General features: G+C 62.3%; 19 protein-coding genes. 11 read left to right on the top strand and 8 right to left on the bottom strand.

Annotated features, from left to right (window positions below):
* Positions 1–186: 186 nt before the first annotated feature.
* Positions 187–561: a tetratricopeptide repeat protein gene (locus tag BFP89_RS22160; protein WP_065887577.1), complete on the bottom strand. Its 375-nt coding sequence runs from the start codon at positions 559–561 to the stop codon at positions 187–189.
* Positions 562–736: 175 nt separating this feature from the next.
* On the opposite strand from BFP89_RS22160, the gene pyk reads away from it, so the two are divergent.
* Positions 737–2188 (top strand): pyruvate kinase, encoded by a 1452-nt coding sequence (gene pyk, locus BFP89_RS22155; RefSeq protein ID WP_065887576.1) that lies wholly within the window; start codon positions 737–739, stop codon positions 2186–2188.
* A gap of 668 nt (positions 2189–2856) precedes the next feature.
* Here pyk and BFP89_RS22150 read toward each other — a convergent pair.
* A complete protein-coding gene (locus tag BFP89_RS22150) occupies positions 2857–3789 on the bottom strand; it encodes an iron-sulfur-binding ferredoxin reductase (RefSeq protein ID WP_065887575.1) in 933 nt (310 codons plus the stop codon).
* Between the two features lie 213 nt (positions 3790–4002).
* Between BFP89_RS22150 and BFP89_RS22145 the strand changes: the two genes are divergently transcribed.
* From BFP89_RS22145 to BFP89_RS22125, 5 genes are all read left to right on the top strand, one after another.
* Positions 4003–5526, top strand: coding sequence for a fumarate hydratase (locus BFP89_RS22145; RefSeq protein WP_065887574.1), 1524 nt, complete (start codon positions 4003–4005; stop codon positions 5524–5526).
* 179 nt (positions 5527–5705) lie between these two features.
* Entirely contained in the window at positions 5706–7472 is a 1767-nt protein-coding gene (locus tag BFP89_RS22140; protein ID WP_065887573.1) for an ATP-binding protein, read from the top strand.
* Positions 7466–8791 (top strand): sigma-54-dependent transcriptional regulator, encoded by a 1326-nt coding sequence (locus tag BFP89_RS22135; RefSeq protein ID WP_065887572.1) that lies wholly within the window; start codon positions 7466–7468, stop codon positions 8789–8791. Before BFP89_RS22140 ends, BFP89_RS22135 begins: the two co-directional genes overlap by 7 nt.
* 272 nt (positions 8792–9063) lie before the next feature.
* Entirely contained in the window at positions 9064–10383 is a 1320-nt protein-coding gene (locus BFP89_RS22130; protein ID WP_057723872.1) for an MFS transporter, read from the top strand.
* 91 nt (positions 10384–10474) lie between these two features.
* Positions 10475–11107: a flavin reductase family protein gene (locus tag BFP89_RS22125; protein ID WP_065887571.1), complete on the top strand. Its 633-nt coding sequence runs from the start codon at positions 10475–10477 to the stop codon at positions 11105–11107.
* Between the two features lie 107 nt (positions 11108–11214).
* Here BFP89_RS22125 and BFP89_RS22120 read toward each other — a convergent pair whose 3' ends face one another.
* Together BFP89_RS22120 and BFP89_RS22115 are read right to left on the bottom strand one after the other, a co-directional pair.
* Entirely contained in the window at positions 11215–11460 is a 246-nt protein-coding gene (locus tag BFP89_RS22120; RefSeq protein WP_065887570.1) for a hypothetical protein, read from the bottom strand.
* A 41-nt stretch (positions 11461–11501) separates the two neighbouring features.
* Positions 11502–11843 carry a putative quinol monooxygenase gene (locus BFP89_RS22115; protein ID WP_065887569.1) on the bottom strand — a complete coding sequence of 114 codons (342 nt, stop codon included), beginning with the start codon at positions 11841–11843 and terminating at the stop codon, positions 11502–11504.
* A 328-nt stretch (positions 11844–12171) separates the two neighbouring features.
* Here BFP89_RS22115 and BFP89_RS22110 point away from each other — a divergent pair, with 328 nt between their 5' ends.
* Positions 12172–13101, top strand: a complete 930-nt coding sequence (locus tag BFP89_RS22110; protein WP_065887568.1) for an AraC family transcriptional regulator — start codon at positions 12172–12174, stop codon at positions 13099–13101.
* A gap of 120 nt (positions 13102–13221) precedes the next feature.
* Here BFP89_RS22110 and BFP89_RS22105 read toward each other — a convergent pair whose 3' ends face one another.
* The 4 genes from BFP89_RS22105 to edd all read right to left on the bottom strand — a co-directional run bounded on the left by BFP89_RS22105 (position 13222) and on the right by edd (position 18317).
* Positions 13222–14649, bottom strand: coding sequence for an ATP-binding protein (locus tag BFP89_RS22105; RefSeq protein WP_205929255.1), 1428 nt, complete (start codon positions 14647–14649; stop codon positions 13222–13224).
* A 31-nt stretch (positions 14650–14680) separates the two neighbouring features.
* Positions 14681–15454, bottom strand: coding sequence for a response regulator (locus BFP89_RS22100; RefSeq protein WP_370671229.1), 774 nt, complete (start codon positions 15452–15454; stop codon positions 14681–14683).
* Between the two features lie 83 nt (positions 15455–15537).
* Positions 15538–16494 carry a glucokinase gene (locus BFP89_RS22095; protein ID WP_065887565.1) on the bottom strand — a complete coding sequence of 319 codons (957 nt, stop codon included), beginning with the start codon at positions 16492–16494 and terminating at the stop codon, positions 15538–15540.
* The gene (gene edd / locus BFP89_RS22090; RefSeq protein ID WP_065887564.1) at positions 16491–18317 is read right to left on the bottom strand and encodes a phosphogluconate dehydratase; all 1827 of its coding nucleotides are present in this window, start codon (positions 18315–18317) and stop codon (positions 16491–16493) included. The genes BFP89_RS22095 and edd overlap by 4 nt, the downstream gene beginning before the upstream one ends.
* Positions 18318–18539: 222 nt before the next feature.
* Between edd and gap the strand changes: the two genes are divergently transcribed.
* The 4 genes from gap (at position 18540) to BFP89_RS22070 (ending at position 23985) form a co-directional block, all read left to right on the top strand.
* Complete coding sequence (gene gap / locus BFP89_RS22085) at positions 18540–19541, top strand: type I glyceraldehyde-3-phosphate dehydrogenase (RefSeq protein ID WP_065887563.1); 1002 nt, start codon at positions 18540–18542, stop codon at positions 19539–19541.
* 199 nt (positions 19542–19740) lie between these two features.
* Complete coding sequence (locus tag BFP89_RS22080; protein ID WP_065887562.1) at positions 19741–20259, top strand: RNA polymerase sigma factor; 519 nt, start codon at positions 19741–19743, stop codon at positions 20257–20259.
* A gap of 75 nt (positions 20260–20334) precedes the next feature.
* Positions 20335–21303: a FecR family protein gene (locus BFP89_RS22075; protein ID WP_065887561.1), complete on the top strand. Its 969-nt coding sequence runs from the start codon at positions 20335–20337 to the stop codon at positions 21301–21303.
* Positions 21304–21420: 117 nt separating this feature from the next.
* Positions 21421–23985: a TonB-dependent receptor gene (locus BFP89_RS22070; protein WP_065887560.1), complete on the top strand. Its 2565-nt coding sequence runs from the start codon at positions 21421–21423 to the stop codon at positions 23983–23985.
* The last annotated feature ends 12 nt before the right edge of the window (positions 23986–23997 follow it).

The raw sequence follows: 23997 nt of genomic DNA, 5'->3' as shown, positions 1-23997 counted from the left end.
TAAAGCCAGTGATTCGAAACGAGCCCATCGCTCGCTCTCCCTGATATCGGTGTGAAAAGCGCGCGTTGTCACGCGACCGCTGCCGAATCCGGGCGTTGCACTGTTTTGAATAGAAAGTTGTACAAACTGATATTCAAAGAATAGCCCAAGACTGGCACCAGGCCAGTTCTCAAGCGACAAATAGCACTACAGCGAGGTCGGCCGTGGTTGCGCCACACTTGCGCCGGAGTCATGCCCCAACTGGCGCAAGGTATCGAGCCGGGCACGGGCGCGATAAGCGTACTCGCTGGACGGGTATTGGCTGATGATGAATTGATAGGTTTGCGCGGCATCGACGAACAGCTTCTGCCGCTCCAGGCACTGCCCGCGCAGCATCGAAACCTCGGGTTGCACATAACGACGGGTGCGGCTCTCGCGGTCGACCTGGGACAACTCCAGCGTGACCCGCGCGCAATCGCCCACCCCATAGGCACGGTAAGCGTTGTTCAAATGGTGGTCCATTGACCAGCGGGTGCAGCCGACAACACTGACGGCCAGGGCAGCAACGAGCAAAATTCGCATGGGGGTTCTCCTGTCTTGTGCAGTGTATCGACCCCGCGCCGAAAATCTTCAAGACTGTTCGTCTTTTCAACCTCAGCAAAAACAAGCCGTTCGTCAATAAGTAGTGCAAACGAACAATGACTACAACGAAAGAGCATAGTAGCCTTCCCCAGCGCTTGAACTCAGGAGTCTGTGCATGTCCGTCCGTCGTACCAAAATCGTCGCCACCCTTGGCCCGGCCAGCAACTCGCCGGAAGTCCTCGAACAGCTGATTCTGGCTGGTTTGGACGTTGCCCGTCTGAACTTCTCCCACGGCACCCCGGACGAGCACAAGGCTCGCGCCAAGCTGGTGCGTGACCTGGCCGCCAAACACGGTCGTTTCGTGGCGCTGCTGGGTGACCTGCAAGGCCCGAAGATCCGTATCGCCAAATTCGCCAACAAGCGGATCGAGCTGAAGATCGGTGACAAATTCACCTTCTCTACCAGCCATCCGCTGACTGAAGGCACCCAGGACATCGTCGGCATCGACTACCCGGACCTGGTCAAGGACTGCGGCGTCGGCGACGAATTGCTGCTGGACGACGGCCGCGTGGTCATGCGCGTCGACACCGCGACCCCGACCGAACTGCATTGCACCGTGATCATCGGCGGCCCGCTGTCCGACCACAAAGGCATCAACCGTCGCGGCGGTGGCCTGACCGCGCCGGCCCTGACTGAAAAAGACAAGGCCGACATCAAGCTCGCCGCCGAGATGGAAGTGGACTACCTCGCCGTGTCCTTCCCGCGCGACGCCGCCGACATGGAATACGCCCGTAAACTGCGCGACGAAGCCGGTGGCACCGCCTGGCTGGTGGCGAAGATCGAACGCGCCGAAGCCGTGGCCGATGACGAAACCCTCGACGGCCTGATCAAGGCGTCGGACGCCGTGATGGTTGCCCGTGGCGACCTGGGCGTGGAAATCGGCGACGCCGAGCTGATCGGTATCCAGAAGAAAATCATCCTGCACGCGCGCCGCCACAACAAAGCGGTGATCGTTGCGACCCAGATGATGGAGTCGATGATCCAGAACCCGATGCCGACCCGCGCCGAAGTGTCCGACGTGGCCAACGCCGTGCTCGACTACACCGACGCCGTGATGCTCTCGGCTGAAAGCGCCGCCGGCCCGTACCCGTTGGAGGCCGTCCAGGCCATGGCGCGCATCTGCGTCGGCGCTGAAAAGCACCCCACCAGCAAGACCTCCAGCCACCGCATCGGCAAGGTTTTCGAAAGCTGCGACCAGAGCATCGCCCTGGCGGCCATGTACACCGCCAACCACTTCCCGGGCGTCAAGGCAATCATCGCCCTGACCGAAAGTGGCTATACGCCGTTGATCATGTCGCGCATCCGTTCCTCGGTGCCGATCTACGCGTTCACCCCTCACCGCGAAGCCCAGGCCCGCGCGGCGATGTTCCGCGGCGTGTACACCATCCCCTTCGATCCGGCCTCGCTGGCACCCAACGAAGTCAGCCAGAAAGCCATCGACGAACTGGTCAAACGCGGCGTCGTAGAGAAAGGCGACTGGGTCATCCTGACCAAGGGCGACAGCTACCACACCACCGGTGGCACCAATGGCATGAAGATCCTGCACGTGGGCGACCCGCAGTACTGAGTGACACGCTGAAAAAACAGAAGCCCCGCCATGAGAATGGCGGGGCTTTTTCATTTCAAATGCCGGTTGAGGTGTTGCACCGTCAGGCCTCATCGGGGCAAAGGTATCTACACAACTCTGTAGCGCTCAACCGTAACCACGATGCGAAGCGAGTCGCTCTTGCTCTTGATCTGGCTTTTGATCTTAGGCGCCCCGTTAAACCACGCTGGCCGGAATTCGCCATGGATTTGGGGGGTAAACCGGCAGGGATGCCGGTTTAGCCGCCCCGCGCCATGGATGGCGCGTGGCGGCGGCCCCCCAAATCCATGGCGGATTACGGGCACACCGAGCCTAAGCGAGGTGCCGAGTGGTGGGGCAAGAGCGTTTTGCTTACTTTTGCGCTTTTCAAAAGTGAGCCGCTGTAAAAGCGGAACCATTAGCAGCCGTTACCGCAGAAACGGATATGTACTCGGCCCAATCCAACATCCTGGTCGGCCCAGAGGTCGCCATCGGGGGCAAGCCCCCTCCCACATTTGGGCCAGGATCGACACAAAATCCTGGTCGGCCCAGAGGCCGCCATCGGGAGCAAGCCCCCTCCCACATTTGGGCCAGGATCGACACAAAATCCTGGTCGGCCCAGAGGTCGCCATCGGGAGCACGCCCCCTCCCACAGTCAATCGCGTCCCCCCTCAACCACGAGGCACAAACACATCAGCCAGCAACTGACTACGCGGCAACCCCGCCAAAAACAAACGCTTGGCAAACACCTCGACACTGCCAGGGTGCCCGCACAGTAAAGCCTGGGTTTGCCGCGATATGAGCCGCAGTTGCCCCAATGCCTGGGCCAACTCATGTGCGGTCCACAACTCCACTGTAAGGTTCTGATGCTGCGCGGCCAGCGCCATCAGGGGCCCGGCCAGATAATGCCCATCAGCATCATGCGCCAGATGAACCACGCGAATGGCACCTTGGTGATCCTGCCGCAACGCCTCACGCAACACCCCCCACAACGGCCCCAGCCCGGTACCGGAGGCGAGCAGCCACAGCGGTCGCGCCTGCCAGTCCGGATCGTAATGCAGCGCCCCGCCGCGCAACTCGCCCAGGCGCAGACAATCCCCCAGGTTCAACTGCCGCGCCGCATCGCTGAATTCGCCGGGTAAACGGCAATCCAGATGAAACTCCAGGTACGGGTCCTCCTGCGGCAAACTCGCCAGGGAATACGGCCGCGCCACCTGCCCCGCCCATAACACCAGGTGCTGCCCCGCGCTGTACCGCAGGCCGCGCTGCGGTTGCAGGCGCAGACGCAGCACCGACGCCGTCAGCCAATCGGCACCCACCACCTTCGCCGCCACACCATCGCGCACAGGATCAAAGGCTTCGACCTGCAGATCGCCAACCACCTGGCACTGGCACGCCAGGCGCCAACCGTGCTGGCGTTGCTGCGGGCTCAACGCGTCAGGTTGGCGGTCCTGAACCTCGCCCTGGCAACGTACCAGGCAGGCATGGCAACTGCCGGCGCGGCAGCTGTAGGGCACGGCCACACCTGCCTGGTTCAGGGCATCCAGCAGGTTGCTGCCGGTGGCGACCGACCAGTGGCGTTCGCCGACGTGCAGTTCAGGCATATAAAGGCTCTAACAGAAGGGACGCGCACAGGGAATCATGCCTGCGACAGTTTGACCATAGTCGGGTGTATCGGCCACCGCCACGGGTTATACTGCCGCGCCTTTTTAGCGTCGCGCCTGCACCAATGGCGTGCCTGTGGAAGGTGGCTTCAGCCGACCGATGCAACACTGAAGCCACCTTATTGAATGTTCCCTTATAGAGGAGCGCGACTCATGACCGTGATCAAGCAAGACGACCTGATTCAGAGCGTTGCCGACGCCCTGCAATTCATTTCCTACTACCACCCGGTTGATTTCATCCAGGCGATGCACGAGGCCTACCTGCGCGAAGAATCGCCGGCGGCCCGTGACTCCATCGCCCAGATCCTGATCAATTCGCGCATGTGCGCCACCGGCCATCGCCCGATCTGCCAGGACACCGGCATCGTCACCGTGTTCGTGCGCGTGGGCATGGACGTACGTTGGGATGGCGCCACCATGGGCCTGGACGACATGATCAACGAAGGCGTGCGTCGCGCCTACAACCTGCCGGAAAACGTCCTGCGCGCATCCATCCTCGCCGACCCGGCAGGCGCGCGCAAAAACACCAAGGACAACACCCCGGCGGTGATCCACTACTCCATCGTCCCGGGTAACACCGTGGAAGTGGACGTGGCCGCCAAGGGCGGTGGTTCCGAAAACAAGTCGAAAATGGCCATGCTCAACCCGTCCGACTCGATCGTCGACTGGGTGCTCAAGACCGTTCCGACCATGGGCGCCGGCTGGTGCCCACCGGGCATGCTCGGCATCGGCATCGGCGGCACGGCCGAGAAAGCTGCGGTGATGGCCAAGGAAGTGTTGATGGAATCCATCGACATCCATGAACTGAAGAAGCGCGGCCCGCAGAACCGTATCGAAGAGATGCGCCTGGAGCTGTTCGAGAAGGTCAACCAACTGGGCATCGGCGCTCAGGGCCTGGGTGGCCTGACCACCGTGCTCGACGTGAAAATCATGGACTACCCGACTCACGCCGCTTCCCTGCCGGTGTGCATGATCCCCAACTGCGCCGCCACCCGCCATGCGCATTTCGTGCTCGACGGTTCGGGCCCAGCATCGCTGGAAGCGCCACCGCTGGACGCCTACCCGGAAATCGTCTGGGAAGCCGGCCCATCGGCCCGACGCGTCAACCTCGACACCCTGACCCCGGAAGAAGTGCAGAGCTGGAAGCCGGGCGAAACCGTGTTGCTCAACGGCAAGATGCTCACCGGTCGCGACGCCGCGCACAAGCGCATGGTCGAGATGCTGAACAAGGGTGAGACCCTGCCGGTGGACCTCAAGGGTCGCTTCATCTACTACGTCGGCCCGGTTGATCCGGTGCGCGAAGAAGTGGTTGGCCCGGCAGGCCCGACCACCGCGACGCGGATGGACAAGTTCACCCGTCAGATCCTCGAACAAACCGGCCTGTTGGGCATGATCGGCAAATCCGAGCGCGGCCCGACCGCTATCGAAGCGATCAAGGACCACAAGGCCGTCTACCTGATGGCCGTAGGCGGCGCCGCTTACCTGGTGGCCCAAGCCATCAAAAAATCGCGCGTCGTCGCTTTCGCCGAACTGGGCATGGAAGCGATCTACGAGTTCGACGTGAAGGACATGCCGGTCACCGTTGCGGTGGACAGCAACGGCGAGTCGGTACACATCACCGGTCCTGCCATCTGGCAGAAGAAGATCAGTGAGAGCCTGGCGGTGGAAGTGCAGTAAGCACCTCCCTCCAAGGATAAAGGCGACTGCGGCCCCACGGCCCAGTCGCCTTTTTTCATGATGAGTGCAGTCAAATGTGGGAGGGGGCTTGCTCCCTCCCACACAAGCCCCCCCCCTCACTGCACTACCCAATGGCTCATGGTATGGTGCTCGCCCCTTACCGGCCTGTTCATCATCGTATGATCGCGATCCCTCGCCCCCTGCGCCTGACGTTCTATTCCCTGCTGATCATCGCCGGTGCCGTGCTGGCTGCCGCCCTGGCCACGCGCCATGCCGAACGCCAGGCCCTGGTGGACGATGCCGCTCGCGCCAACCAGCAGCTCGCGCTGTATGCCAACTCGCTGCACACCCTGATCGAACGCTACCGCGCCCTGCCCGCCGTGCTGGCCCTGGACTCGGAGATGATCAACGCCTTGAAGGGCCCGCTGGATGCCGGCACCCAGGACCTGCTCAACCGCAAACTGGAGCGCATCAACAGCGCCGCGCAGTCGTCCACCCTGGAATTGATGGACCGCACCGGCCTGGCCGTGGCCGCCAGCAACTGGAAGCTGCCCAGCAGTTACGTGGGACACAACTATGCCTTCCGCCCGTATTTCAGCCAGACCCTGAGCCAGGGCACCGGGCGCTTTTATGCCGTAGGGGTAACCACCGGCATCCCGGGCTACTTCCTTTCCAGCGCGGTGGTCGATGAGCACGAGCAGTTCCTTGGCGCCATGGTGGTCAAGCTGGAGTTTCCCGAACTGGAACGCGAATGGGCCCAGGGCAATGACTTGCTGCTGGTCAGCGATGCGCGCGGCATTGTGTTTATCGCCAACCAGCCGGGCTGGCGCTATCGCAACCTGCGGCCGTTGTCAGAGAGCGACCTGGCTGAACTCAAGGCCACCCGTCAATACGACAAGAAACAACTGCAGCCGCTGGAGACCCGCACCCTGCAACGCTTCGACGACAACAGCCACTTGATGCGCGTCAACGGCCCCGACGGCAGTGCCAACTACATCTGGGAGTCGCTGCCGCTCAAGGCCGAAGGCTGGACCCTGCACCTGCTGCGCAAACCCCAGTTCCCGCTGGAAGACCAGCGCAATGCCGGCCTTGCCGCCGCCGGTTCGTGGCTGGCCCTGGTGTTTCTTGTGCTGTTCCTGAGCCAGCGTTGGCGCCTGGCGCGCCTGCGTCAACGCAGCCGCGAAGAGCTCGAACAATTGGTCGAGGAACGCACCCAGGCCCTGCGCACCGCCCAGGATGGCCTGGTGCAGTCGGCCAAACTGGCGGCGCTGGGGCAGATGTCCGCTGCTCTTGCCCACGAAATCAACCAACCGCTGACCGCGCAACGCATGCAATTGGCGACGCTGCGGCTGTTGCTCGACCACGGCCGCGTGGACGATGCCTACAAGGCACTCACACCGCTGGACGACATGCTCACGCGCATGGCGGCGCTGACGGGCCACCTCAAGACCTTCGCCCGCAAAAGCCCCAGCGGCCTGCGCGAACGCCTGGACCTGGCCACCGTGGTCGACCAGTCCCTGCACCTGCTCGACGCGCGCCTGCGCGATGAACATATCGGCGTAGCGCTGGACCTGACCCGCCCTGCCTGGGTGCGCGGCGACGCGATTCGCCTCGAACAGGTGTTGATCAACCTGCTGCGCAACGCCCTGGATGCCATGGCCGACAAACCGCGCAAACGCCTGGAGATTCGTTTGCACGCCGACCAGCAGCTCTGGCAGTTAAGCGTCAGCGACAGCGGTGGCGGGATTGCCGAAGAACACTTGAACAACGTATTCGACCCCTTCTTCACCACCAAACCAGTGGGCGACGGGCTCGGTTTGGGGTTGGCGGTGTCCTACGCTATCGTGCACGAACTGGGCGGACGCCTGATCGCCGGCAACCGGGGCGACGGCGCAGTGTTTACCTTGACCTTGCCTGTCGCGCTGGAGACGCCCGATCTATGTTGAATGCGGTGATTGTGGTCGATGACGAAGCCAGCATTCGTACGGCCGTCGAACAATGGTTGAGCCTGTCGGGTTTCGAGGTGCAGTTGTTCAGCCGTGCCGAAGAATGCCTGGCGCAGTTGCCCAGGGACTTCCCCGGCGTGATCCTGAGCGATGTGCGCATGCCCGGCCTCAGCGGCCTGGAGTTACTGGCTGAAGTACAGCGGCGCGATGCCGACCTGCCGGTCATCCTGCTCACCGGCCATGGCGATGTCCCCATGGCCGTCGACGCCATGCGCGACGGCGCCTACGACTTCCTGGAAAAACCCTTCAGCCCGGATACCCTGCTCAATAGCCTGCGTCGAGCGCTCGACAAACGCGGCCTGGTCCTGGAAAACCGCCGCCTGCATCAGCAGGCCGACCACCGCGCCCAGCTCGAATCCAGCCTGCTGGGGGTGTCGCGCAGCTTGCAGAACCTGCGCCGCCAGGTGCTGGACCTGGCCACGCTGCCGGTCAATGTGCTGATCCGTGGCGAGACCGGCAGCGGCAAGGAATTGGTCGCCCGCTGCCTGCATGATTTCGGACCACGGGCGAAGAAGCCGTTTGTCGCGCTCAATTGCGCGGCCATTCCCGAGCAGTTGTTCGAGGCCGAGTTGTTCGGCCATGAAAGCGGCGCGTTCACCGGCGCCCAGGGCAAGCGTATCGGCAAGCTGGAATATGCCCACGGCGGCACGCTGTTCCTCGATGAAATCGAAAGCATGCCCCTGGCCCAACAGGTGAAATTGTTGCGGGTGCTGCAGGAGCAGAAGCTGGAGCGATTGGGCTCCAATCAAAGCATCCAGGTGGATTTGCGCATCATTGCCGCCACCAAGCCGGACCTGCTGGAAGAGGCCCGTGCCGGGCGTTTTCGCGAAGACCTGGCGTATCGCCTGAACGTCGCGCAACTGCGCCTGCCAGCGTTGCGCGAGCGCCGCGAAGACATCCCGTTGCTGTATGAACATTTTGCGCAAAACGCTGCCGAGCGTTTGGGCCGCCAGGTCGAGCCCTTGAGCGGGCCGCAGTTGGGACGCCTGCTCAGCCATGACTGGCCGGGCAACGTACGTGAACTGGCGAACGTTGCCGAGCGCCAGGTGCTGGGGCTTGGAGAGCCGGAACCTGAAGGCGTCGAGGCCGGGCAATCGTTGGCGGCGCAACAGGAAGCCTTCGAGGCGCATTGCCTGAAAGCTGCGCTGGCCCGGCATAAAGGCGATATCAAGGCGGTGCTGGCGGAGCTGCAACTGCCGCGCCGCACCTTCAATGAAAAGATGCAGCGGCATGGGTTGGTGAGGGAGATGTTTCTCTAGCGGCCTTCCGATCGCCATCGGGGGCAAGCCCCCTCCCACATTTTGACTTGTGAACACATTCAAGTGTGGGAGGGGGCTTGCCCCCGATGGCGCCCGCAGCCATAAGCGGATTTCCGCTCATCACCCCAAAACCATCAGCGGCTTTCCGCTCAAAAAAACCGCGCAACCCTTCTATCCCGGGCCTTCATCCACCTGGCACAGCTTCTGCTATAGCCCAAGCCAGGCAGTGCTCAGGCACGCTTCATAAAAACAACTAAATGAAGGATCCTTCAATGGATAACTCCAATACCTTGCCTCTGGGGTCGGCCGCTGCGCCGGCGAAAGAACGCACGACCTCCAGCCGGATCAAATCGATCTTCAGCGGCTCCGTCGGCAACATGGTCGAGTGGTATGACTGGTACGTCTATGCCGCCTTCTCGCTGTACTTCGCCAAGACCTTCTTTCCCAAAGGCGACACCACCGCCCAATTGCTCAACACCGCCGCGATCTTCGCCGTGGGTTTTCTGATGCGCCCTATCGGCGGCTGGCTGATGGGCCTCTACGCCGACAAAGTCGGGCGTAAAAAAGCCCTGATGGCTTCGGTCTACCTGATGTGCTTCGGCTCACTGTTGATCGCCCTGAGCCCAAGCTATGAACTCATCGGTATCGGTGCGCCCATTCTGCTGGTATTCGCCCGCTTGCTGCAGGGGCTGTCGGTCGGTGGAGAATACGGCACCTCCGCCACGTACCTCAGCGAGATGGCGACCAAGGAACGTCGCGGTTTCTACTCCAGCTTCCAGTACGTCACCCTGATCTCCGGCCAGCTCATCGCGCTGGGCGTGCTGATCGTACTGCAGCAAACCCTGACCACCGAACAGCTGTATGCGTGGGGCTGGCGCATTCCGTTCGCCATCGGCGCCCTGTGTGCAGTGGTGGCGCTGTATCTGCGTCGCGGCATGGAAGAAACCGAGTCGTTCACCAAGAAGGAAAAAGCCAAGGAAAGCGCCATGCGCACCTTGATGCGCCACCCCAAGGAACTGCTCACCGTGGTCGGCCTGACCATGGGCGGCACCCTGGCGTTCTACACCTACACCACCTACATGCAGAAATACCTGGTGAACACCGTCGGCATGAGCATCTCCGACTCCACCACCATCTCGGCGGCGACGCTGTTCCTGTTCATGTGCCTGCAACCCCTGGTGGGCGGGCTGTCGGACAAGATTGGCCGGCGCCCGATCCTGATCGCCTTCGGCGTCCTCGGCACCCTGTTCACCGTGCCTATCCTCACCACCCTGCACACCATCCAGACCTGGTGGGGCGCGTTCTTCCTGATCATGGCCGCGCTGATCATCGTCAGCGGCTATACCTCGATCAATGCGGTGGTCAAGGCCGAGCTGTTCCCGACCGAAATCCGCGCCCTCGGCGTGGGCCTGCCGTATGCCCTGACCGTGTCGATCTTCGGCGGTACCGCTGAATACATCGCCTTGTGGTTCAAGAGCATCGGCATGGAGACCGGCTACTACTGGTACGTGACCGCGTGTATTGCGGTGTCGTTGCTGGTCTATGTGACCATGAAAGACACCCGCAAGCATTCGCGGATCACCACCGACTAACTGCATGATGAGATAAAACCTGAGGGAGGGGGCTTGCCCCCTCCCACATTGGATATGATGTGGGCTCCAGAATTGAGAGCAGGACCGGCCCATGTCCGACGATATCCACTTCTACGAACCCGCCAACGGCCACGGCCTGCCCCATGATCCGTTCAATGCCATCGTCGGCCCACGTCCGATCGGCTGGATCTCGTCACACGACCGCGAAGGTCGCCTGAACCTGGCGCCTTACAGTTTCTTCAACGCGTTCAACTACGTCCCGCCGATCATCGGGTTTTCCAGCGTCGGGCGCAAAGACAGCCTGAACAATATCGAGCAGACCGGCGAGTTTGTGTGGAACCTGGCGACCCGCCCGCTGGCCGAGCGGATGAACCAGAGTTGCGCGGCTGTTGCGCCGGACGTGAATGAATTCGAACTGGCCGGCCTGACGCCGGTGGCGTCGAAAGTCGTCGGCGTACCGCGAGTGGGCGAGAGCCCGGTGTCGTTCGAATGCAAGGTGACGCAGATTATCCAGCTGCAACGCGCCGACCAGCAATTGGCCCCCAGCTGGCTGGTGCTGGGCGAAGTGGTCGCGGTGCATATCGCCAAATGGCTGCTCAAGGATGGGATCTACGACACGGCAGCCGCCGAGCCGATTCTGCGCGGTGGCGGCCCGGCGGATTATTTCCAGTTAGGCCCTGAAGCGCTGTTCAAAATGTACCGACCAGGCGCCACAAAACCCTGACTGAAATGCAGTCAAACTGTGGGAGGGGGCTTGCCCCCGATGACTAGGTATCAGTTGCAAATTTGCTGGCTGACAAACCGCTATCGGGGGCAAGCCCCCTCCCACATTTAGTCAGCGGCAGGCGCCCAAACCAGTTGGCCTTCCGCATCCACATCGACCAGGCGCTCAAGCTCCACCGCCGCCGCATCATCGGCATCGGACGCGGTCTTGAAGGTCTGACCGTCCAGGATCTTGTGAAACCTCGGAGCGCCCATGCCATCGAGTGCCTTGACGGCAACGGCGGCGCTGTAGCCACTCTCTCCCGGTACGACGGCGGAAACGGCTTCGTGGTGGGCAAACTGTTTACGTGCCATGTTGCAGGTCCTGGCCAATGAAAAGTCGGCCATTCTAACCCCTAACCCGCCAGTTGCAGGTACTCGCCGTAGGCGTTGACGGCGGATGCGTCGGTGAAGGTCTGGAAGTCCATGCTGCGCACGACCATGTCGTTCAACAACTCGGTGAAGATCATCAGGGCCGGGGAATTGAAGTAGGCGCTCATCGCCTGCTCGCTGCTCCATAAACCTGTGACCAACCACACATCGGGGTCGACCTGGGAATGCTGCAACGAAAATTGCAGGCAACCCTGAGCCTGTCGGCCCGGTTCGATCAAACTGCTCAAGCGTGCACCCAGTTCGGTGCTGCACCCGTTACGGGCACGGATAAAGGCCATATGGCTCGCGGGAATGGGGGTGGACATGTTCGACTCTCCCGTTGAGAAGTGATGCTCGGCAAGCACTGTGAGGGCGTGTTGCCACAGGATCAAAGATAGCGGCGCAGGGTGGGGCGCGGTTAGTCAATTCCTGCAGGCTTATTGCACAATCCTGCGAGAAGCGTAGGCAGGACGTTTGCGCAGCCGTTTTATTCCACGCCCGAGCGGCTTGTTTCAGGGACATGACAGGCGCTTTGCTTGCCTGATTCACGGAAGGCCGCAGGATCAGGCAAGGATTGTGCAGAATCGACGTAACACTGTTTGCAACTCCACCGCTAAGCTGAGCCCCATCAAACCCGCGTGTAGAGGACGCCTCATGTCGTCGCCCGACCTTAAGCCCACGCCTCTCGATGCCGAGATGGAAAAGCAGCGTGCCGAACTGGCCAGCATCGTGCACCGCCATACCTGGGAAGACGGTTCCTACGGCACGGCGATCACCTCGCTGTACCTGAACCGCCACAACACGCCGCGCGACTTCATGCCGGTGCTGGTGGAGCCGGCATTGTGCATCCTCGCCAGTGGCAGCAAGGAAGTGCGCCTGGCCGACGAAATCTTCGCCTATGACCCGCTCAACTATCTGGTGTTCTCGGTGGCCATGCCGGTGGCCGGGCGGATTATCGAGGCCACGCCGGAAGCCCCCAACCTGTCGGTGCGCATCAATATCGACCCGGCCCAGCTCACCGCATTGATTGCCGAAGCCGGGCCGATGGGTGTGCCGTCGCGTCCTACGTCCCGTGGCATGTACGTCGACCGCATCGACAATCAACTGCTCGACGCCGTGCTGCGCCTGACCCGCCTGCTGGACACGCCCAAAGATATCGCGATGCTTGCGCCGCTGATCAGCCGCGAAATTCTCTACCGTTTGTTACGTGGGCCCCAGGGCTACCGCCTGTATGAAATTGCTGTCGCCAACAGCCAGAGCCACCGGGTGAGCCAGGCGATCAAGTGGTTGAACGGCAACTACGAACAGCCGCTGCGCATCGATGACCTGGCCCGGGAAGTGAACCTGAGCGTCTCGACCCTGCACCACCGTTTCAAGGCGATCACCGCCATGAGCCCGCTGCAATACCAGAAACAGCTGCGCCTGCAGGAAGCTCGGCGACTGATGATTGCCGAAGGGCTGGAGGCCTCGGCAGCGGGGTATCGGGTGGGGTATGAAAGCCCGTCGCAGTTCAGCCGGGAGTACAGCCGGTTGTTTGGTGCGCCGCCCTTGCGCGACTTGGCCCGCTTGCGCCAAAGCATCTGACCGCGCGCGGACCTAATGTGGGAGGGGGCTTGCCCCCGATAGCGGTGTATCAGTCAGCTCATTTGCAACTGACCCACCGCAATCGGGGGCAAGCCCCCTCCCACATTGGTCCGAGTTCAGTCAGTCCAATCCGCGGGGTAGCTTCAGGGTGACGCGCAGGCCGCCTTCGCGCAGGTTCTGCAAACTCACTTCGCCCCCATGGCTGTGGGCAATGTTGCGCGCAATGCCCAACCCCAGCCCATAGCCCTGCTGCTGCCCGGCCAGGCGAAAGTGGGGCTCGAACACTTGCTCCAGGCGCTGTTCCGGCACGCCGGGGCCTTCGTCGTCCACGTGCAGGATGAACTCGGCGCCATCGTCCTCGATGTGCAAATGGGCGTTTTGTCCGTATTTCAGCGCATTGTCGATCAGGTTGCCGATACAGCGCTTGAGCGCCAGCGGCTTGCCCGGGTAGGTGGCCAGGGCCTGCCCATGCTGGGTCACTCGCCCGTTGCCGTTGGGCGCAAGGTAGGGCTCCACCAGGCATTCGAGGACGTGGTTGAGGTCCACCGGCTGGATGTTCTCGTGGATATCGGTGTCTTTCACGCACTGCAGCGCGCCCTTGACCAGCAATTCCAGCTCATCCAGGTCACGCCCGAACTTGGTTTGCAGATTCTCATCGTCGAGCAGTTCCACGCGCAGGCGCAGGCGCGTGATGGGTGTGCGCAGGTCGTGGGAGATGGCGCTGAACAACTGGCTGCGCTCGGTCAGGTAGCGGCTGATGCGCTCACGCATGGCATTGAACGCACGCCCCACTTCCACCACTTCACTGCCGCCGCCTTCGGCCACCGGCTCCACATCCGCGCCCAGGGACATGTCCCGCGCCGCCCGTGCCAGGCGCTTGAGCGGTCGGCTTTGCCAATGCACCAGCAGGCCGATAAACAGCAGCAGGAAGCCGCTGGTCAACACGATAAACCACACCTGCTGGGCGGGCAGGCCCTGCTCTTCAAGGCTTGTGTAGGGTTCGGGCAACAGCGAGGCGATGTACAGCCATTCACCCTGCGCCAGCTGAATCTGGGTGACCAGCACCGGCGGGTTGACCGGCTCCAGGGTCAGCGCGTAGTGGGCCCAGGAGCGCGGCAGTTCGTCGAGCTTGAGGCCGGCATTGAAGATGCGCAGGTCTTCGGCGCTGACGAACTCCACCGAGATGTGCACATCGGCGCCGAGGGTCTGGCGCAACACGTCGTCCACAGCCACCAGCACCGCCTGCTTGCGCGGGGTTTCGGGCAATACCTGCATGTCCAGCGGACGATCATTGAGGGTCACCACAAAACGCGTGCCGCCCATGCTGCGCAACTGGTCGAGCACCAGCGGGCGATAGGCCACCGGCAATGAACGGAAGTAACTCACGCTGGCGGTCATCGAATGCGCCAGGCTACGGGCGCTGGTGACCAGGCCTTCCAACTGCGTGGCGCGCAGCTGCGAGAGCCAGATCACGCTGGACAGCGCCTGGGCGAACAACACGGCGAGCAAGGTCAGCAGCAACATGCGCCCCAGCAACGAGCGTGGCACGGGAAAACGGCGGCGGCGTTCGCTCAGGTGTTCAGTGGGCATTGCCGGCAACCACGCTGGCTGCCAGTTGATAGCCGCTGCCGCGCACGGTGCGGATCAGCCGCGGAGGTTTCTCGGTATCGCGCAGGCGTTGGCGCAGGCGGCTGACGGCCATGTCGACGATACGGTCCAACGGCATCAGGTCGCGGCCACGGGTGGCGTTGCCGATGGTGTCGCGGTCGAGGATCTGTTGCGGGTGGTCGAGAAACAGCTTGAGCAAGGCAAAGTCGGCACCGGAGAGGATCACCTCTTCGCCGTCCACGTGAAACAGGCGGTGGCTGACCGTATCCAGGCGCCATTCGTCGAACACCAGCACTTCGCCACCGCTGCTGCGTTCCTGGCCGAACTGGCAGCGACGCAGCAGCGCCTTGATCCGCGCCTGCAACTCGCGGGGACTGAACGGCTTGCCGATATAGTCATCGGCGCCCAGCTCCAGGCCGATCACGCGGTCGGCTTCGTCGGAACTGGCGGTGAGCATGATGATCGGCACCTGCGCCTGGCGCGGGTGCTGGCGAACCCAGCGGCAGAGGCTGAAACCGTCTTCATCCGGCAACATCACATCGAGGATCACCAGGTCGCACGGCGCCTCGCTCATCGCCTGGCGAAACCCCGCGCCATCGGCCACGCCACGGACCTGGAAGCCGGCGCGACTGAGGTAGGTCTGCAGCAATTCGCGGATTTCCTGGTCGTCGTCGACGAGGAGAATGGATTTACTGATTACGCTCACGGGGTCCTCCTTGTTATGGGGTGTTCTTGAGGGCCTCATCGGGGGCAAGCCCCCTCCCACCTATCGATTTGTGAATACCTTCAAATGTGGGAGGGGCTTGCCCCCGATGGGGCCCTCAGAGCCTAAGCAAATGCCTGCTCAAGCGCCACACCCGCCCCGGTCAACCCGGAATACGGTGCCGTCACCAACCATACCGGAATGCCCTTGAAGTAGTCGCTCATGCAGCCTTTATCGGCGAAGCTCCTGGCAAAACCGCTGTTGATAAAGAAGTCGGCAAACCTCGGTATCACCCCGCCCACGATGTACACGCCACCACGCCCGCCGGTGGTCAGCACGTTGTTGCCCGCCACCCGGCCCAGCCAGATGCTGAACTGGTCCAGGACTTCCATCGCCACCGGATCGCCGGCCAGGCCCGCCGCCGTGATGGCTTCGGGCGTGTCCAGCACCGGTGTGTGGCCGTCCACCGCACAGATCGCCCGGTACAGGCGCGGCAAACCGCCGCCGCTCAAGGCGGTTTCGGCGCTGACATGGCCGATTTCGCTGTGGATGTGCTGCCACAACTGGGTTTCGCGCGCACTGCTCAGGGGCAGGTCGACATGGCCGCCCTCCCCCGGCAATGCCGCAAAGCGCCCTGCGCCAAGGTCCAGCAGGGTGCCGACGCCCAGGCCGGTGCCCGGGCCGATCACCACCGCCGGGCGCAACGGCTCCGGGGTGCCTTCGCACACCACGCGGAATTCGTCGGGCTGCAGGCGGGTCATGCCCAGGGCCATGGCCGAGAAGTCATTGACCAGCAGCAATTCATCCACCTGCAACGCCTGGCAAAACGCGGTCTTGCTCAGGCGCCAGTGATTGTTGGTGAACTTGAATTCATCGCCGCTCACCGGCCCGGCCACCGACAGGCAAACTGCGCCGATATCGCCGATATTCAAGCCTTCTTCCGCCAGATAGAACCTGATCGCGTCTTCAGGGCTGGCGTAGTCCGCCGTGGCATGCACACGAATCGAATGCAATGCCTGATCCCGCCACAACGCAAAACGGGCGTTGGTACCGCCGATATCACCGACCAGCGCTAACTTCACTTAAGCGTCTCCAAGGCAGAGGTAAAGGCGCTGGCGCCCTGCTCTGCGGAGCTTGCGGCCAAGCGCATGAATGCAAACAACTCGCGACCGGCGCCCACGTTATTGCCCAACAGGCCAGTGGCAGGCGTACGCGCTGCAAATACGTCGGCGTCCACCTTAAGCTCCAGGGTGCCGGTGACGCCATCGACGCGAATGATATCGCCATCCTGGACCCGCGCCAGCGGCCCGCCGCTCTGGGCTTCGGGGTTGACGTGGATCGCGGCGGGAATCTTACCCGAGGCGCCGGACATACGCCCGTCTGTTACCAACGCCACTTTGAAACCACGGTCCTGCAACACGCCGAGGAACGGGGTCATCTTGTGCAATTCGGGCATGCCGTTGGAGCGCGGCCCCTGGAAGCGCATCACCGCAACGAAGTCTTTTTCCAGTTGGCCCGCCTTGAAGGCATCGGCCAGGTCCTGTTGATCCTGGAACACCACCGCCGGGGCTTCAACCACCTGATGCTCCGGTGCGACCGCAGACACTTTCATCACGCCACGGCCCAGGTTGCCTTCCATCACACGCAGGCCGCCTTCGGGCGAAAACGCACGGGCCACGGGACGCAGGATGGTTTCGTCGAGACTTTCGATGGGGCCATCGCGCCAGATCAGTTCGCCGTCGACCAGGAACGGCTCCTGGGTGTAACGGCTCAAGCCCTTGCCCGCCACGGTGTTGACGTCTTCGTGGAGCAGGCCGGCTTCGAGCAGCTCACGGATCAGGAACGACATGCCGCCCGCCGCCTGGAAGTGGTTGATGTCGGCCTTGCCGTTCGGATACACGTGAGACAGGGTCGGCACCACCTCGGAGAGGTCGGCCATGTCCTGCCAGGTGAGGATGATGCCCGCCGACATGGCGATGGCCGGCATGTGCAGGGTGTGGTTGGTGGACCCGCCCGTGGCGTTGAGGGCGACGATGGAGTTGACGATGGATTTTTCGTCGACGATCTCGCCGATCGGTGTGAAGTTGCCGTTGGCCTTGGTCAGGCGCGTGACCTGGTGCGCAGCCTCGCGGGTCAATGCATCACGCAGCGGCGTGTACGGGTTGACGAACGAGGCGCCCGGCAGGTGCAGGCCCATGACTTCCATCAACAGTTGGTTGGTGTTGGCGGTGCCGTAGAAGGTGCAGGTGCCGGGGCTGTGGTAGGACTTCATCTCCGACTCCAGCAGCTCTTCGCGGCTGGCCTTGCCTTCGGCGTAGCGCTGGCGCACATCGGCCTTCTGCTTGTTGGAGATACCCGACGGCATCGGCCCGCCGGGCACGAAGATCATTGGCAGGTGACCGTAGCGCAGCGCGCCCATCATCAGGCCGGGGACGATCTTGTCGCAGATGCCCAGCATCAGCGCGGCGTCGAACATGTTATGGGACAGCGCTACCGCCGTGGACATGGCGATGACTTCACGGCTGAGCAGGCTCAGCTCCATGCCTGGCTCGCCCTGGGTCACGCCGTCGCACATGGCCGGGGTGCCGCCGGCGAACTGGCCGACCGAGCCGACTTCGCGCAGGGCCTTTTTGATCTGTTCAGGGAAATGTTCGTACGGCTGATGCGCCGAGAGCATGTCGTTATATGAAGAAACAATTGCCACGTTGGCGGCATTCATCATGCGCAGGCTGTTTTTGTCCTCGGTGCCGCAACCGGCCACGCCATGGGCAAAGTTGGCGCATTGCAGCTTGCCGCGCATCGGACCGTCGCTGGCGGCGCCGCGAATGAGCGCAAGGTAGGCCTGGCGGGTGGCGCGGCTGCGGGCGATAAGCCGTTCGGTGACCTCAAGAACGCGGGGATGCATGTATAGAACTCCAGGCTAACGGATGTGGCGACCTGAGAGTCTATGCTGATCAAACGCCCACGGCTCATGGGATGGCAGGGGGTCGTTTGGATCATCGGACCAGTTGATTCAGGTCACTCGTTGTAGATTGAACAAAATATTGCCACTAAAAAGGCTTGTTTTCTATTTTTATGCGAATAATCTTGTAATTCTTACAACAAATCGACGACAGGCACTTTTCCAATGACTCTACGTATCGCAATCAATGGTTTTGGCCGTATCGGCCGTAATGTCCTGCGCGCACTGTATACCCAAGGCTATAGCCAGGATTTGCAGATCGTCGCCATCAACGACCTGGGCGACAGTTCGATCAACGCCCACCTGCTCAAATACGACACCGTACATGGCACATTCGACGCAGAGGTCACCCACGATCAGGAAGGCCTGACCGTCAACGGTGACCGGATTGCCGTGAGTGCCATTCGCAACCCGGCCGACCTGCCATGGGCCGCGCACAAGATCGACGTGGTGTTCGAATGCACCGGCCTGTTCACCGACCGTGACAAGGCTGCCGCCCATATCAGCGCCGGCGCGCGCAAGGTGATCATCTCCGCACCGGCCAAGGGCGCGGACGCGACCGTGGTCTATGGCGTAAACCATGACATTCTGCGTCAATCGCACCAGATCATCTCCAACGCTTCGTGCACCACCAACTGCCTGGCACCGGTCGCCCAGGTGCTGCACCGCGAGTTGGGCATCGAAAGCGGCTTGATGACCACCATTCACGCCTACACCAACGACCAGAACCTGACCGACGTCTACCACACCGATCCGTACCGCGCGCGTTCGGCCACCCAGAACATGATCCCGAGCAAGACCGGCGCCGCCGAAGCCGTCGGCCTGGTATTGCCGGAACTGGCGGGCAAGCTGACCGGCATGGCCGTGCGCGTGCCGGTGATCAACGTATCGCTGGTGGACCTCACCGTACAGCTGAAAAAAGAAGCCACGGCCGACGAAGTCAACGCGCTGTTGAAACAGGCCAGCCAGCACTCGAAGATCCTCGGCTACAACACACTGCCGCTGGTTTCCAGTGACTTCAACCATAACCCGCTGTCGTCGATCTTCGATGCCAACCACACCAAGGTCAGCGGCAAGCTGCTCAAGGTACTGGCCTGGTATGACAACGAGTGGGGCTTCTCCAACCGGATGCTGGATAACTGCCTGGCGCTGTGTAACGCCGAATAATCCCTCTGGGATCTCGCTTGTGTGGGAGGGGGCTTGCTCCCGATAGCGGTGGGTCAGCTACAGGTAAGCTGGCTGATACGCCGCCATCGGGGGCAAGCCCCCTCCCACATTTGCTTTGCGCGGGGCAGCAGAAATCGCCACTTGCCATTTCAGTTGATGATAAGCATTATCATTCACTGCATGTCAGTCTGGTATCACTGTGAGCCAATCTCGCTTCAACCACGTCTTTCTCGCCCAACGGGTGATCCTGCTGCGCACGCTGCAGCGCATGGTGAATAACCACAGCACCGCCGAGGACCTGTTGCAGGAAACCTACCTGCGTGTGACTCGGGCCTTGAGTGAACGGCCGATCGACCACCTTGAACCCTTCGTCTACCAGACCGCGCGCAACCTGGCGCTGGACCATCTGCGTTCGCGCAGGATCCAGGCCCGCACCCTGCAGGAAGATGTCCCGCTGGATATCCTGCAAAGCGTCGCCGCCCCCATCAGCACGCCCGAAGACGCCACCCAGGCCGAGCAATTGCTTGAGCACCTGAGCGTCAGCCTGGGCCGACTGAGCGCGCGCCAGCAACGCATTTTCATCCTCAGCCGCCTGCATGGTTGCAGCTACCAGGAGATTGCCGATCAGTTGCAGGTGTCCTTGAGCACCGTGCAAAAGGAACTGAAATTGATCATGGCCATCTGTGTAGGTGTGGCCGAACGGTTGGATCAGCCTTAAGCTCCATCCGACAGAGGTATCGATCCAAGCTGTAGGAAATAATGAATAAAACGTGGCGAAGACCCGAGGAACACCGTGACGGACCCGAATAAACTGCGCCCCCATGAGCTGGCTCATGAGGTGCTGCAAGACACAGCCATGGACCAAGCGCTCGATTGGCTGATCGCCTTGCAGTGCCCGCAACCCGGCCAGCAAGCCGCTTTCCAGGCTTGGCTGGCGCAGGACGCGGCGCATGCCCATGCGTTCAGCAAGGCCCAGTCCGCCTGGGGTGGCGCGCCGGTGCACAGCGCCGCCGTGGCGTTGGCCGCGCCGCGCAGACCGAGCGCCTGGCGCCGGGTCAAACCGCATTGGAAACCCCTGGCCACCGCTGCCGTGCTGCTGCTCGGTCTGTTCAGCTTCAGCAACCTGCCGGTACGCCTGCAGGCCGACCACCTCACCGTGGTCGGTGAGCGCCAGCGTCTGCAACTGGATGACGGCTCCAACGTACTGCTGAACACCAATTCGGCGTTTTCCAGCCGTATCCAGGATCACCAGCGCATCGCCCGCCTCTACCAGGGCGAAGCGTTCTTCGACATCGCCCCCGCCCGTGGCCTGCCGCTGGAAATCGACGCCGGCCCGGTGCGCGCCAGCGTGCGCGACACCGCCTTTGCCGTGCGCTATCTGGACGGCGAAGCCCAGGTGCAAGTGCAACGCGGTGATGTCGACCTGAGCAATACCTTCGACGACGCCCGGGTGCGCCTGAGTGCCGGCCAAAGCATTCGCGTGGGGCCCAAGGGCTTTAGTCAGCCGGCCAAGCTGGACGCCGGCAAGGACCTGGCCTGGGTCCAGGGCCGACTGGTGTTCGAAAACTGCCCGATGAGCGAAGTGCTGGCGGAGTTGCGCCGCTATTACCCGGGCTGGATCGTCAACACCAACGACAAGCTCGCCAGCGTCGCGGTCACCGGTAACTATCGCCTCGATCAACCGTTGGACGTGGTGCGTTCCCTGGCCCACATCACCTCGGCCAAGCTGTCGGAATACCCGGCGCTGGTGATTTTGAACTGAATGAGAAATATTTTTACTCGATGTTAACCGGCGATACGTCTCGTTATAGCCAATGCAACTGATTCCTATTTGGTTTCTGTTCGCAACTATAAGATTCGTATTTCCGGAGCGCTCTCGATGTCCTCTCGTTTCAACCGCCGGTCTTGTTCTCCCGTTCTGTCCTTGCTGACCGCCGCCATCCTGCTGGCCGGCGTGCCGGCAATGGCCGCCACTGCCGCCGAACCTGCGCCGCGCAGCCACGGCAACTACCACTTCAGCATCGAACAGCAGCCGCTGGTGGCGGCGCTGAACGCGTTTACCGGCGTGACCGGCTGGCAAGTCGGCCTGCCGGCCGAGTTGGCCCAGGGTGTGTCGTCCCCGGGCGTACGCGGTGCGTTGTCGCCGGAAAAGGCGCTGGAGCGGCTGTTGGTGGGGACCAACCTGAGCTACCGCAAACTGGGCAACAACAACATCGTCCTGGAGAAACGTGCCGCCGGCAGCGTCCTCAACCTGCAGCAAGTGACCATCAGCGCTACCCGAACCGAGCAGGCTGTCGACAGCGTACCGAGCATGGTCAGCGTGCACGATCGCCAGGAACTGGACCGCCAGAACGTCAACAACAGCCGGGAGCTGGTGCGCTACGAACCGGGCGTGTCCGTGGGCGGCGCCGGCACCCGCTCGGGCAACGCGGGCTATAACATTCGCGGTATCGACGGCGACCGCATTCTGACCCAGGTCGATGGCGTGGAAGTGCCGGACAGCTTCTTCAACGGTCCCTACGCCAAGACCCGGCGCAACTACGTCGACCCGGAAATCGTCAAGCGCGTGGAGATCCTGCGCGGCCCGGCGTCGGCCCTGTACGGCAGCAGCGCCATCGGTGGCGCGGTGAGTTATTTCACCCTCGATGCGGATGACATCATCAAGCCCGGTCAGGACGTCGGCGCGCGCCTGAAAACCGGCTACAGCTCCGCCGACGAAAGCTGGCTGACCTCCGCCACCGTCGCCGGCCGCGTGCAGGATGTCGACGGCTTGCTGCACCTGAGCCAGCGTAACGGCCACGAAACCGAATCCTATGATGGCAACAACGCCACCGGCCTCGCCCGCACCGGCGCCAACCCGGAAGACGCGCGCACCACCAACGTGCTGGCCAAACTGGGCTGGAATTATGGCGACGACAACCGCCTGGGCCTGACCTACGAGAAGTACAAGGATGATCGCGACGTCAACCTCAAGAATGCGGTAGGCGGCCCGTTCATCGGTGGCCGTGGTTTCAACCTGTACCGTGACCGTCGCGGCAACGACACCATTACCCGCGAACGCTTCGGCCTGGAAAACAGCTTCGCCCTCGAGTCGCCGATCGCCGACCGCATCAAGACCAGCCTCAATTACCAGATCGCCAAGACCGACCAGACGACCGCCGAAATCTATCAGTCCGGCCGCCGTGTCTTGCGCACCCGCGACACGCTGTACGAAGAAAAACAGTGGGTCTTCGATGCGCAACTGGACAAGGCCTTCAGCCTCGGCGACACCGATCACCAGGTGACCTACGGCACCACCCTCAAGCAGCAGAAAGTCACCGGCTCCCGTGAAGGCGGCGCCACCTGCCTGGCGGTCGGCAGCGGCTGCACCGCCATCGGCGCGCCCAGCCCGATGGCCAGCGACAGCGTGAAGAAATCCAGCGACTTCCCCGACCCGACCATCAACACCTATTCGCTGTTCGCCCAGGACCAGATCACTTGGGACAAGTGGACCTTCCTGCCCGCCGTGCGCTACGACTACACCCGGCTCAAGCCCAAGCTGACCGAAGAATTCCTCAGCACCGTGAACCCCACCGGAGCGGACACGGTCGACGGCAAGGACAAAACCTGGCACCGCGTCACGCCCAAGTTCGGCCTGACCTATGCCCTGACCGATCAGTACACCTGGTTCGGCCAGTACGCCGAGGGTTTCCGCACCCCGTCCGCCAAAGCGCTGTATGGCCGCTTCGAAAACCTCAACCTGGGCTACACCGTGCAGCCCAACCCCGACCTCAAGCCGGAAACCAGCAAGGGCATCGAAACCGGGCTGCGCGGCAAGTTCGACGAAGGCTCGTTCGAGATCGCCGTGTTCTACAACAAGTACCGCGACTTCATCGACGAAGACAACGCAGTGGTCGGCGGTACCGTCGAACAGTTCAAGGCCGTGAATATCAAACGCGCCACCGTCAAGGGCGCCGAAGCCAAGGGCCGCCTGAACCTGGATGCATTCGGCGCGCCGCAAGGCCTGTACACCCAAGGCGCAATCTCCTACGCCCATGGCCGCAACAACGACAACGGCGAGCCGCTCAACAGCGTCAACCCGCTCAAGGGCGTCTTCGGCCTGGGCTACGACCAGGACAACTACGGCGGCCTGGTGAGCTGGACCCTGGTCAAGAAACAGGATCGCGTCGACAGCAGCACCTTCCACGCCCCCGACGGTGACACCAGCGGCCCGTTCAAGACGCCGGGCTTCGGCATTCTTGATCTGACCGCCTACTACAAGGTCACCAACGACGTGACCGTCAACGGCGGCATCTACAACCTCACCGACAAGAAGTACTGGAACTGGGATGACGTGCGCAGCTACGACAGCGTCGGCGAAGCCGCAGTGACCGGCCCGGCCAACCTTGATCGGCTGACCCAGCCGGGACGCAACTTTGCGATCAACCTGATCTGGGACATCTGAGGAAACCTGCCG

It is taken from the genome of Pseudomonas sp. 31 R 17 (assembly GCF_900004915.1).
GTDB lineage: Bacteria > Pseudomonadota > Gammaproteobacteria > Pseudomonadales > Pseudomonadaceae > Aquipseudomonas > Aquipseudomonas orientalis_A.
The sequence above is the reverse complement of the archived record's forward strand: the minus strand, read 5'-3'. Positions and strand labels throughout refer to the sequence as shown.